Genomic DNA, 12,469 nt, shown 5'->3' on the forward strand with positions numbered 1-12,469 from the left:
TATGTAATGGAAGTGGTTATTGTCAAAGGAAAATGAAGAATATTTGAAAAATAATAGCACTTCCTTAATACTCCATACTAATTACCAAAAATAGGTTTAAATGCTGGAGAAAAGAGGAATACAGATAAAAATATTTAATTATACAATAGACACACATTTGTGAAGAAAACACTTCAGATCTAAACGTTGGGAGGGAAGAGAAAAATGGCGTATGTAATTACATCTCCTTGTATTGATGAACAAGCTGCTGATTGCCTTGACTCATGCCCAGTCGATTGCATTGAAAAAGGGGAAGATCAATATTTGATTGATCCTTCAATTTGTATTGATTGCGGAGCATGTGAAGCTGTTTGTCCAGTAGATGCTATCTTCTATGAAGAAGATGTACCTGATGAGGAAGAGTCTTTTATTGCGAAGGCCAAAGCCTATTTTGATGCCTAATGAAAATGTGAACGGAGTGTACAAACAATGGCACTCCGTTCACATTTTTGTATTTAAACTATAGCTGGTGGTAAGCCGTTGCTTTGGTAGAACAGGTTTCTTTTTTTGCGAAGCACTTGACTCCTTTTTATTCTTTTCCTAAAAGTGGCGAGTTTCTTTGTTCCTTAGTAGACCTGATCTAATTAGTTTCAATTCGGGGCAGACTGCTAACTCTTTACTTATTCTGTCTCGTTTAACATTGCTTCGAAGGAAACTTCTTTTATTCTTGTTCCTCTTCTGAATCGTTTAAGTCAGCACAGTAACACCCTCTACCAATTAGATAGAGGGTGTAAGACTTTATTTTAGATTTCTCTTTAGAAACGCTTTTGTTCTCTCATGTTGAGGTGAAATGAATAATTGATCTGGCTTACCTTCTTCAACGACTTCACCTTGATCCATAAATATGCTTTTTGTTGAGACTTCTTTGGCGAAGCCCATTTCATGGGTAACGACGATCATCGTCATTTTTTCTTTCGCTAAATCCTTCATTACTTGCAATACTTCAACGGTTAGCTCAGGGTCCAATGCCGAGGTTGGTTCATCGAACAATAGAATTTCTGGTTCCATCATTAAAGCTCTTGCAATGGCCACCCGTTGCTTTTGCCCACCGGATAAATTACCAGGAAAGGCATCCATCCATTCGCTTAATCCTACCTTAGCTAATAAAGTCTCGCTTCGTTGTCTGATTTCCGCTTTTGTCCCCATTTTGGCCATTTTCGGTGCGATTTCTAAGTTCTCTCGGACGGATAAATGTGGGAATAAATTAAAATGTTGAAACACCATACCCATTTTTGCGATCATATTTTTCACATTTTGAGGTTTAGCATACTTTCCATCTTCGACTAATGCCTCCCCATCAATCATGATAGAACCGCTGTTGATTTCTTCTAATTTAATCATACTGCGAAGTAGCGTACTTTTTCCTGAACCTGAAGGACCGATAATTGACACAACTTCATTTTTCTTAATATTAAGGTTGATTCCTTTTAATACTTCTGTTTTACCGAATGACTTTTTTAAATCAACCACAGAAATAACTGTCATACTAAGCGCTCCTTCCTATGCGTATCTAAATCTTCTTTCAATCCATTTAAAAATAAACGAGAGTACAAGTGTCATCAATAGATAAATGATGCCCGCTAAGAAGAATGGCATGATAGTAAAATCACGATTGACTGCCGTTTGAGCAAAGTGTAAAAGTTCCGGAACAGCGACTGCATATAATAACGCTGTATCCTTTACTAACGTAATTGATTCATTCGCAATCGCTGGTAATGCTACTCGGATCATTTGAGGAATGATGATACGTGTCATTGTTTGCCAACGATTTAACCCTAGTACATGCGCAGCTTCATATTGACCCTTATCTACTGAAATTAGGCCCCCGCGAAATATCTCAGCAAAATAAGCGGCATAATTCAAGATGAACCCTAAAGATGCGGCAACAAACCGATCAAGGACTAAATATTCACCTACGACTGGAAGCATTGGTAACCCGAAACAAATAAATAATAATTGTAGTAGTAATGGTGTTCCCCGCATCACATAAATATACGTATGGGCAAACCAAGTTAAAGGCTTTATCTTACTACGAGCTGCTAGTGTTAATAAAAATCCAAGTGGAATTGAGGCAATAATGGCAATGATAAAGAGTAACACTGTAATTTGCGCGCCTTCTAGCATAGGTTTAAGTAACGTCATAATATAATCAAGTGACATCGTTCATCCTCCAAAAACAAAACAGGGTTTCCTCCAATTAGGAAAACCTGCTGTTATTCATTTACTTCAATAATAAATCTTCACCAAACCATTTCTCGGAAATATCTGCCGCCGTACCATCAGCAATCAATTCATCTAATCCTGTTTGTAAATCTGCTAACAATTCATCGTTTCCTTTTTTCACACCAATACCATACTCTTCTGGTGCCAGTGATTCCTCAAGAACTTTAAAGTTTTCATTTTCTTTTGTCATATAATAATCAATGACAATTTCATCAATGACTACTGCATCAACTCGGCCATTTCTCAAATCCGCTAATGCTAGTACATTATCAGAGAACTCTGTAACCTCTTTTACTTTTTCACTAATTTCATTTCCACTTAAGGCATCAGCAGCCGATGATAATGATTGTAAGCCTACTACTTTTCCTTCTAAATCATTAATCGTTTGAATATTAGAATCTGCCTGTGTCACAACCACTTGTGCATTACTTAAATATGGCTTAGTAAATAAGACCTTCTCTTTTCTTTCATCTGTAATCGTATAACCATTCCATATGAGATCGATACGACCACTACTTAATTCAGACTCCTTTGTTTTCCAATCAATCGGTTGAAAGACAGGTGTTGCACCCATTTTTTCTACTGCCGCTTTTGCTAAATCAATGTCAAAACCGACAATCTCATTATTTTCATCTCTGAACCCCATTGGTGCAAACTTATCATCTATTCCGATAACGATTTCCTTTCCTTCTTCTGAACCTTTTTCCTCACTAGATGTTGTTGAGCCGCAAGCAGCTAAAAACCCGACTACTAAAAGTGATAAAACAAAAAGCGTTAATTTTTTCCCCATGATTAAGCCCCCATTTATAATATATAAAATACTTTAGTATGCTAATATATTAGAGTGATAAAATAAATCTACCATATGAGTCAAATCTATGTCAATCATTATTTTAATATATGCAAATCGAATGTATATTCTGATTTTTCATAGTTACTTTAATGTAACTATGTGTAACGAAAGTGCGTTCTTCACATTTGTTGTTGTACCATTTACGATAAGAATAGATGACAAAGAAGGAGTGATACTGAATGGGTAAAAAAATTGCCGCACTTGTAACAGATATGGTGGAAGAAATTGAATTCACTGATCCGGCTGAGAAAATGAGAAAAGCTGGCCACACGGTGTCCATTGTAAATGCTGAAGCAGGAAAAGAAATCAGAGGAAAAAATGGCCAAAATTTCACTGTAGATAAAGGGCTTGATGAAGTTAGTCCAGAAGACTTTGACGCTTTGCTTATTCCTGGAGGGTTTTCTCCGGATTTATTAAGAATTAATCCTGACCACGCCAGATTTGCGAAACATTTTATCGCAGAAGGCAAACCGGTATTCGCTATTTGTCATGGACCTCAATTTTTAATTGATACAGATTTATTAGAAGGAAAAAGGGTGACGAGCTTCATTTCTGTACGTAAAGACTTAATCAATGCTGGGGCTCAATTTGTCAATGAAGAAGTAGTTGTTGATCAGCAACTTGTAACAAGTCGTACACCAGATGACTTACCTGCTTTTAATCGTGAAGCATTAAAATTATTAAATAACTAATAAGGTTAAAGCTTAACAAACATTAAAAACCAGCTTAGGATTACTTCTCCTCAAAGCTGGTTTTTAATATGCCTTCTTCTTGTAGCTGTTGGATGCGGTTCGTACCCCATTCATACATCATTTCAATAATAGGTAATAGTGAATAACCTAATTCCGTCATAGAATACTCCACTTTCGGCGGCATCTCTGGATACACTTTTCTACTGATCATCCCATCTTCTACTAACTCTTTTAATTGATTAGATAGTGTTTTATGTGATACACCATCAAAAAGCTTTTGTAGACCATTAAAACGGTAAGGACCTTCTATACCTAAATGCCAAAGGATCACAACTTTGTACTTGCCACTTATCACTGATAAAGTGAACTCCTTCGCACAGTGGTAATAACCACTTTCTAGCTTGTCTTTTATATCTTCCCGAAGAGACTCACACATGATTATCCACCTCTCTCGCATCTATCCATCCTTTAAGAGTTTATTTTAACATATCAAACCCCGTGTATATCTAATGGTATTTCTATCACATCATCTACAGATTCCAAATAATTTTTTTCACTTATTAAAGTTACTCATATTGCTGAAATTTGCCAACTAATTTTTATTGCTTTTACTTACCCCCTCTGATAAGATAACTTACGAACGTTCGTTAATCAGAGGTGAGTGAAATGAAAAGTGATGATATAAAGGAAGCAGCTTTGAAATATTTTACGATTCATGGATATGAAGGTGCTTCCCTTTCCCAAATAGCAGAAGAAGTCGGCATGAAGAAACAGTCATTATATGCGCATTTTCGCGGTAAAGATGATTTATTTCTTCAAGTGTTACATGATGCCAAAGAAACTGAACTACTAAGCAAATTACAATATTTTAGTAACCTACGAAGCTCGCAACCAGAAAAAGATTTATATGGATTTTTACAACTAATTGTAGATCTCTTTCAACAAAATGAGCAATTGAAGTTCTGGCTAAGAATGTCATTCTTCCCACCAGCTCATCTACAAAAAGAGGTTGACCTTGAAGTCATTGATATAGAAGAAAAAACACAAGCCTTATTACAGGAGAAATTTCATAAATGGATAAATGAAGGACTATTGCATGCAGAACACCCACGCATACCTACACTCGCATTCTTTGGTGTTGTCGATAGCATCATGCTTGAGCTTGTCTATATGAGTGATACAAAACGATTACAAGAAAAACTAGAAGCCTCATGGAAAGTATTCTGGAGAGGCATCTCGATACGTTGAGAAAAAAAAGAGGTGTTTCAAATGGAACAAAAACCGTTAAAAGAACAAAAAGCTGTCTTACTTATTTTATTAAGTAATATTTTCATTGCCTTTTTAGGCATCGGACTTATTATTCCAGTCATGCCTTCATTTATGAATATTATGCATTTATCTGGAAGTACAATGGGCTATTTAGTCGCTGTCTTTGCTTTCGCTCAATTGATTACTTCCCCATTTGCAGGTAGATTCGTTGACCGTTTTGGCCGAAAAAAAATCATTACAATCGGGTTATTTCTATTCGCTATCAGTGAATTGGTTTTTGGATTAGGTACTCATATTTCTGCTTTATATCTATCAAGAATTTTAGGTGGAATCAGTGCAGCTTTTATTATGCCTGGGGTAACAGCCTATGTAGCCGACATCACTACATTAAAAGAGCGACCAAAGGCAATGGGTTACGTGTCAGCAGCTATTAGCACTGGATTCATCATTGGGCCAGGAATCGGTGGCTTTATCGCCGAGTATGGTATTCGCCTGCCTTTCTTCTTTGCAGCCGGTATTGCTTTCTTAGCATGTATTTTATCTATCTTTATATTAAAAGAACCACTAACAAAAGAGCAGATGAAAGAGCTTTCTGAAAAAGCAACGAATAGCAGTTTTATCGCAGATTTTAAACGCTCGTTCAATCCGTTATATTTTATTGCGTTTATCATCGTCTTTATCCTAGCGTTCGGTCTATCTGCCTATGAGACAGTATTTAGCTTATTCTCAGACCATAAATTTGGCTTTACACCGCAAGATATTGCGATCATTATAACCATCAGCTCGATATTCGGCGTCATCGTCCAAATTTTCTTATTCGGAAAAATGGTCGAGAAACTCGGAGAGAAAAAAGTGATCCAGGCCTGTTTAATCATGGGTGTAGTCTTAGCATTTGCCTCAACAGTCATATCTGGATTTTGGATGGTACTATTAGTGACGGCCTTCATCTTCTTAGCATTTGATTTACTACGTCCGGCACTTACCACTTTCCTTTCCCGATCAGCGGGGAAAGAACAGGGCTTTGTCGCTGGAATGAACTCAACTTACACAAGTCTCGGTAACATTGCCGGACCAGCAGTTGCAGGCATTCTATTCGATGTAAATATCCATTATCCTTACCTATTTGCAGGTGTAGTCATGCTTCTGGGCTTAGGGATAACATATATATGGCGTGAGAAGGAGTTTGTTGAAAGCACGGCAGAATAATTGAAAGAGTCATTATGTGTCACCGTTAAGGAACACATATGACTCTTTTTCTATATAACAAAAAAGGGCTAATTCCTTATTTCTTTCTTCACCTTGGATGAATATGATGCCTCTAATGAGTCTACTATCAGGGGCGGGTATAATGGGAACATTCTTTTACACGATGAGCACGTTTGATAAACAACTGGGGGAGTTCCTTACTTCTTATGGATTATATATATATGTACTGTTATTTTTGCTTGTTTATTTAAAAACTGCCTTCGTGGTACTTACATTTATTCCAGGGGACTCACTTGTATTTGCTAGTGGCGCTCTTGCAGCAGTGGGTAGCTTGAATATCGAAACACTAGCCATTGCTTTCTTTCTTGCTACCATCTGTGGAGATAACCAAAACTTCTCTATTGGAAGATTAATCAAAGGCTGGAATAGTAAAAGATTAAAGCCAATTTTATTAAAAGAAACACAACTCCAACGGGCTGAGCAATTTATGGCCCGTTACGGTAAAATATCTATTATCATCGCTAGGTTTATTCCACTTATGCGTACAACTGTCCCGCTAGCAAGTGCAATAATGAATTATTCCTATCGATCTTTCTTTAGACATAATGCCCTTGGCGGATTCCTCTGGGTGTTTTTTTGGTTATTAGCAGGACTTTTATTGGGGCAAATGCCCATTGTAGAACAACATCTTGTTGCCTCACTTTTGGTACTTTCGCTTATTCCTTTTAGTATTCCGGTTGTTTTTTTCCTCATGAAAAGAAAAATTAACAAGAAGTAAATTTAAGCATTGTACATGGTAGTAACCCAACCTTATTAATAATTTCATTTATTACTATTTAAAGGATGACTATTTCTTAACATCGTCCATAATCTTAGACAAAAAAACACTCCCATTAGGAAGTGCAACAATGCTAAATCTATCTATTTTTCTATCGTTTGTTTTTGAGAAACAGATGCGGGGGCTTCTTTTTCTTCCCCTTTAGGCATGAGAAAGATGAAAAAAAGACTCAAAGTCGTAAAGATTGTCAGTAAAACTGCGGTTGATGATAATCCTTTCGCGCCATTTCCTCCAGCAGCAAAGATTGCGAAAGTAACTAAAGCAAACGATGCCCCTACACGAGAAGCGACATTTTCTATCGTTAAATAAGTAAAGGAGACCACGCCAACCCTTGTAACAGGTGCCCGAGAGACAACGAGTGCTTTTACGATTGGTCCTACTGTCCCAATTGCAGAACCTATAAGACTCATAGAGATAAATAAATAGACAAAAGAGGTATCCTCATTAGCAAAAATCAACATGCTAACCCCACCATTCAGCAAGAAAATACTGCAGAGAATTAAATGCACTGGTTGGGTTTTACTCATTAAACGCCCACTAATGAGGTTGCATATAGCCATAGTTAGGAATAATGGAAATTGCAATAACCCTACCACCGTAGACGAATGGCCTTGAACACTTTGCACAAAGAACGTTAATAAATACATCACACTACTAAAAGACATGTACATGATAATAGCAATGATAGATGGAACCCAAAAATGACGTGTCTTTGCATAGTCAATATCCAGTAACGGTTGCTTAGTCCTCTTTTCAACGATAATTAAAAAGATGAATGAAACAACAGCAACTACTAATGCTGGTGACCACATCCATGATGTCACACCATACTGATTGATAAATGTTGGAATCGTAAGTAGACCTGCTAAAAGAAGAAAGACAAATATTACGCCTAACCAATCAATTGTGCTCTTCTTGCTTCTTTGTACAGAAGGTACGCCAAAAGTAAACAGCAGGAAAGCAATAATACCAAAGACTGAGCAGAGCCAAAAGATAGACGACCAACCGATGCGATCCACGAGAACCCCACTTAATATAGGACCAATGAGACCACCTACAACCGTATAAAATCCATACACACCCATCATTTTACCACGCATACTATCGGTATATACGGTACCGACAAAGTTCACGCCGGCAGGAATCACAGCCGCTCCGGCGAAGCCTTTTAAAAATAAACCGAACACCAACAACCAAAAAGATGGAGCAATGGCCACCATAATCGAACCGATTGTTAGTAATCCTGAACCGATCAATATGACTATTTTTTGGCCAAACGAATCAGACAACCAGCCCATCATCGGTTGAAAGCCTGTTAATCCTAAAGCAAACCCTAGCTGCATATAGACAGAATAGCCTGCAGTTAAATCGAAATGTTCGAGCATTTTTGGATAAGCTGGGATGTGTGTTGCCTCTGCAAACACGACAAGTAAAATGCCGATGCAAAGAATATGAAACGAACGATTAACAGACTTTTCCTCCACTCCATTCCCTCCTTAATTACCCGATATGGATCACGCACGCCTTTTCACGGGTGTTCTCTAATAAGGAATCTTTACCAAATCCACTCTCCTTAAATCCACCAAACGGTAATTCTGGTCCTACTCTTCGATACGTGTTGACCCAAACATTTCCACTATCAATTTTCTTCATCATACGATGGGCTCTCCCTAAATTGTTTGTCCATATGCCCGCTCCGAGGCCAAAGCTTGTATCATTGGCAAGACGCAGGGCATCTTCTTCATTATCGAATGGCAAGACGACCGCCACCGGACCAAAAACCTCTTCCTGACAGATTCGTAGAGAAGAATCCTTCACTAGTAGCAGCGTTGGTTCCACCCAGTATCCTTTTTGAAGATCTGCTTGATCGTCAAAGAAGCTCTCCCCACCGTAATTTCCTCCAAAGATGACTTCTCCCCCCTCCTGCTTTCCTAATTCAATAAAGTCGCAAACCTTTTTATATTGGACATTGTTCGCAATTGGTCCCATCGATGTCGCTAGATTCATAGGATCACCAAAATGAATTGACTCTTCAATGGACTTTTTCATTAAAGGAAGAAAATCGGGTAAGATATCTTTTTGTACAAGAATGCGAGAGCCGCCGACACAAATTTGTCCAGCATTCCCCGTGAAAATACCATTTAATGTGACGCCTTCTGCCGCTTTCTTTACATCCGCATCAGCGAACACAATATTGGGGGATTTCCCTCCAAGTTCAAAAGTGACAGGCTTTGGCGATTGTGCCAGCTTCTTTGTAATCGCACGAGCAGTTTGACCTGATCCCGTTAACGTCACCCGATCAACATCTCTATGACCGACCAAGTACGAACCTGTAGAACCATCTCCTGAGATGACGTTTAATATTCCCGGAGGAAGAATTTGATTAAGCAGTTCTGTATATTTTAAGCTCGATACACTCGCATGCTCGGAAGGTTTGATAATCACGGCATTGCCTGCTGCAAGGGCATAGGCCGCTTTAATCGTAAAGGTAAATAATGGGGCATTCCATGGAAGAATACCAACAACAATGCCTAACGGTTCCCTAAGCGTGTACCCGATTGTTTCCTCATCAAGTTGGACCGTTTCACCTTTATTGACATGTGACGCCGCTCCTGCTGCGTCTAACCAAATACTCACTAATGATGGAATGAGACCGTGCAATGTTTCCCGATAAACCCACCCATTATCCTTCGTTTCTAACATTGCTAACTCTTCGCCATACTTTTCAACCTGTAACGCAATTTCTCTTAAATATTTTGCACGTTCCATTGCTGATAATTGCGACCAAGCTGGGACGGCCTGTTTGGCATGCTTGATTGCTAAGTCAATATCTTCTTCTGTACTACAAGGGATCGTTGCCCACACCTTGCCATTTGCAGGGTTTATACTTGTTAATTGTTTTCCTTGAGTAGCTGGCAATTGCTTTCCATTGATTACATTTAAATAATGTTCGATTTCATTTATGGTCTGCATTCAATCACTCCTCTTTTTTCTTTTACCATCCTAAAGCTGCTGCTGCCTTTTCATAATAGCACTCACTACTACCTAGATAGTGTTCATAATAGCGCGCTCTTTTCACATATAAATGACAATCTAATTCTTCAGTAAATCCAATCCCTCCATGTATTTGCACATTAGCTGCTGCTGCTTTTTGCAGGGCGTTATGAATGAAAATACGTGCCGCAAATATCGATTCCTGACGATCCTCAGCTGTTGTATCGTAAGCCCAATTGGCATAATAGGATAGCGACCTTGACAGTTCTAAATCCACTTTCATATTGGCAATCGCATGTTTAATGGCTTGGAAACGGCCAATCGGTTGCCCGAATTGTTCCCGTATCTTTGCGTATTCTGCTGCCATATCCACGATCGCAGCCATACAACCCACCATAATGGCGCAAATTGATGCATTAAAAGATAGCAGTCCTTCCTCGAGCATGTTATCACCTTCGTTTAGCTCTCCTATTAATTGCTCTTTATTAACGATTACATCCTCAAAGTAAATTTGCGATAGCTTCCGTGTTTCATCAATACTTTGCTGCTGTGTCACGTTTTTTATCATTGCCTTATCCACTAGAAAAAGTGAAATTCCCTCTTCATGGCTAGGTGAAGTGGTTCGAATCGGAACGAGAAAAGTATCGGCTAGTTCAACATCTGCTACTAACGATTTCACGCCGTTAAGAACAAATTCATCACCTTTTTCTACCCCACGTAATTGAATCGATGACGCCGTGTAGCTTCCTTTTGGCTCTATCCAAGCAACCGAAATCTGCAGGGAACCATCGGCAATTGCAGGTAGATACTTTTGTTTTTGTTCCTCTGTACCGTATTTTTCGATAAGTGGTACAGCGAAACTATTCGTTTCCAAAAACAAACCCGGTAGGACACTTCTCCCCATCTCCTCAAGTGGTAATACCATGTCTAATAATCCTAAGCCCATTCCCGCATAGTCTTCTGAGACATTGATACTTGGATAGCCTAATTCAACTAATCCTTGAAATGCTTGATCAAATCTTTGTCTATCACCATTAATAAAAGCACGGGCAATATTGGTTGTACCTTGCTCAGTTAAATACTTCCTTACATAACTACCGAATAATTCCTGTTCTTTATTTAATGCGAAATCCATTCTTTTTCACCTCCAACATTGTTAGCGTCCTAGATCCTTAGGCAGTCCAAGTATTCTTTCTGCAATAGTATTTCTTTGTACCTCACTTGTTCCCCCGCCAATGGTCATACCAAAAGAATAAAGATACTTATTCTGCCAATACGAATCACCAATAGCCGCATCCTGCTTCCAAAGAATCCCGTGTGGACCTTGAATAGATAAGGATAAGGCAAAGAGTTCTTGTGTCGCCTCACTTACAATCAGTTTATCTAGAGAGCCCTCAGAGCCCGGTTGACCTTTTTTCAATGTTTTCGTTAAATTACGATAATAATTCAACAAAGATCCCCGAGATTTTGCATATAAATCAATTAATGCATTTCTTACACTTTCCTTTTTTATGACAGACTGCCCGTCCTCCGTCCATTCCTTAGCCATCGTTACTAAATCTTGAAATTGCTGCTCTAATGTAAACACTTGACCACCAATACCCGTACGTTCATGCATCAGTAATGCAATCATTACTTGCCATCCACGATCGATCTCACCAACAATATCACTATCATAAGCAATCGCATCATTTAAATAGACTTCATTAAAGTCATGTTCCCCATCCATTTGGATAATGGGCCTAGTCTCTACACCTTCTTGATGCATATCCAAAAGGAAAACGGTAATACCATGATGTTTTTTCTCCCCTTTTGAAGTACGCGCTAATAGGAAACAGCGATCTGCTAAATGACCAAAACTCGTCCAAACCTTTTGCCCATTAATGACCCAACGATCGCCTTTTTTTACTGCGGTTGTCTGAATAGCTGTTAAGTCTGAGCCCGCATTTGGTTCAGAATACCCTTGGCACCAAATCTCTTCTCCAGAAATGATTTTAGTAATATAAGCTGACTTTTGTTCGCCACTTCCCATTTGCATAAGCAAAGGGGCAACCATATGGATGCCGACATAATTTACTAGAGGCGGTGCACTGACGCGAACCATTTCTTGTTGATAGATGATTTCTTCAATTAAACTAGCTTCTCTTCCCCCGTACGCTTTTGGCCAAGCAATCGCTCCCCAGCCACCTTCATAAAGCTTGCGCTGCCAATCTCTTAAAAAGCGAGAATACTCATTTATATCTTCTGGTAATTCTCTGTCTCCATGCAACCACCCTTGTGGCAGGTTTTCCTCTAACCATGTGCGTAATTCCTGTCTAAACTTTTCTTCTTTTTTTGAAAATGAAAAGTCCATCT

Annotated in this window: 14 protein-coding genes; 6 read left to right on the forward strand and 8 right to left on the reverse strand. The window is 38.7% G+C overall.

Translation table 11 applies throughout. The features are described from left to right. Nucleotides 1–204: 204 nt before the first annotated feature. Nucleotides 205–441, forward strand: a complete 237-nt coding sequence (locus LG276_RS19755; protein ID WP_224937055.1) for a 4Fe-4S binding protein — start codon at nucleotides 205–207, stop codon at nucleotides 439–441. Nucleotides 442–777: 336 nt separating this feature from the next. Here the strand turns inward: LG276_RS19755 and LG276_RS19760 are convergent, their stop codons facing one another. The 3 genes from LG276_RS19760 to LG276_RS19770 all read right to left on the reverse strand — a co-directional run bounded on the left by LG276_RS19760 (nucleotide 778) and on the right by LG276_RS19770 (nucleotide 3,052). Beyond that, entirely contained in the window at nucleotides 778–1,524 is a 747-nt protein-coding gene (locus LG276_RS19760) for an amino acid ABC transporter ATP-binding protein (protein WP_224937056.1), read from the reverse strand. Between the two features lie 15 nt (nucleotides 1,525–1,539). After that, the gene (locus tag LG276_RS19765) at nucleotides 1,540–2,199 is read right to left on the reverse strand and encodes an amino acid ABC transporter permease (protein WP_224937057.1); all 660 of its coding nucleotides are present in this window, start codon (nucleotides 2,197–2,199) and stop codon (nucleotides 1,540–1,542) included. 61 nt (nucleotides 2,200–2,260) lie between these two features. Continuing rightward, nucleotides 2,261–3,052, reverse strand: a complete 792-nt coding sequence (locus LG276_RS19770; protein WP_224937058.1) for an amino acid ABC transporter substrate-binding protein — start codon at nucleotides 3,050–3,052, stop codon at nucleotides 2,261–2,263. Between the two features lie 88 nt (nucleotides 3,053–3,140). Between LG276_RS19770 and LG276_RS19775 the strand changes: the two genes are divergently transcribed. Together LG276_RS19775 and LG276_RS19780 are read left to right on the forward strand one after the other, a co-directional pair. Further along, on the forward strand, nucleotides 3,141–3,302 hold the full coding sequence (locus LG276_RS19775) for a hypothetical protein (protein ID WP_404292585.1): 162 nt from the start codon (nucleotides 3,141–3,143) through the stop codon (nucleotides 3,300–3,302). Next, entirely contained in the window at nucleotides 3,295–3,807 is a 513-nt protein-coding gene (locus LG276_RS19780) for a type 1 glutamine amidotransferase domain-containing protein (protein WP_224937059.1), read from the forward strand. Before LG276_RS19775 ends, LG276_RS19780 begins: the two co-directional genes overlap by 8 nt. Nucleotides 3,808–3,847: 40 nt before the next feature. Here the strand turns inward: LG276_RS19780 and LG276_RS19785 are convergent, their stop codons facing one another. Beyond that, nucleotides 3,848–4,243: a helix-turn-helix domain-containing protein gene (locus tag LG276_RS19785; protein WP_224937060.1), complete on the reverse strand. Its 396-nt coding sequence runs from the start codon at nucleotides 4,241–4,243 to the stop codon at nucleotides 3,848–3,850. Nucleotides 4,244–4,473: 230 nt separating this feature from the next. Between LG276_RS19785 and LG276_RS19790 the strand changes: the two genes are divergently transcribed. The 3 genes from LG276_RS19790 to LG276_RS19800 all read left to right on the forward strand — a co-directional run bounded on the left by LG276_RS19790 (nucleotide 4,474) and on the right by LG276_RS19800 (nucleotide 7,060). Further along, complete coding sequence (locus LG276_RS19790) at nucleotides 4,474–5,055, forward strand: TetR/AcrR family transcriptional regulator (protein ID WP_404292587.1); 582 nt, start codon at nucleotides 4,474–4,476, stop codon at nucleotides 5,053–5,055. Between the two features lie 21 nt (nucleotides 5,056–5,076). Further along, the gene (locus LG276_RS19795; RefSeq protein ID WP_251162063.1) at nucleotides 5,077–6,282 is read left to right on the forward strand and encodes an MFS transporter; all 1,206 of its coding nucleotides are present in this window, start codon (nucleotides 5,077–5,079) and stop codon (nucleotides 6,280–6,282) included. Nucleotides 6,283–6,424: 142 nt separating this feature from the next. After that, nucleotides 6,425–7,060 carry a DedA family protein gene (locus LG276_RS19800; protein WP_224937063.1) on the forward strand — a complete coding sequence of 212 codons (636 nt, stop codon included), beginning with the start codon at nucleotides 6,425–6,427 and terminating at the stop codon, nucleotides 7,058–7,060. Nucleotides 7,061–7,203: 143 nt separating this feature from the next. Here LG276_RS19800 and LG276_RS19805 read toward each other — a convergent pair whose 3' ends face one another. From LG276_RS19805 to LG276_RS19820, 4 genes are read right to left on the reverse strand one after another with little or no spacing between them, the layout of a single operon-like run. Beyond that, entirely contained in the window at nucleotides 7,204–8,604 is a 1,401-nt protein-coding gene (locus tag LG276_RS19805; RefSeq protein WP_251162065.1) for an MFS transporter, read from the reverse strand. 16 nt (nucleotides 8,605–8,620) lie between these two features. Beyond that, the gene (locus tag LG276_RS19810) at nucleotides 8,621–10,093 is read right to left on the reverse strand and encodes an aldehyde dehydrogenase family protein (RefSeq protein WP_251162066.1); all 1,473 of its coding nucleotides are present in this window, start codon (nucleotides 10,091–10,093) and stop codon (nucleotides 8,621–8,623) included. 22 nt (nucleotides 10,094–10,115) lie between these two features. Then, entirely contained in the window at nucleotides 10,116–11,249 is a 1,134-nt protein-coding gene (locus LG276_RS19815) for an acyl-CoA dehydrogenase family protein (protein ID WP_289434551.1), read from the reverse strand. Between the two features lie 21 nt (nucleotides 11,250–11,270). Further along, nucleotides 11,271–12,467, reverse strand: coding sequence for an acyl-CoA dehydrogenase family protein (locus LG276_RS19820; RefSeq protein WP_289434553.1), 1,197 nt, complete (start codon nucleotides 12,465–12,467; stop codon nucleotides 11,271–11,273). Nucleotides 12,468–12,469 lie beyond the last annotated feature (2 nt).

It is taken from the genome of Cytobacillus kochii (assembly GCF_044790165.1).
Lineage (GTDB): Bacteria > Bacillota > Bacilli > Bacillales > Cytobacillaceae > Cytobacillus > Cytobacillus kochii.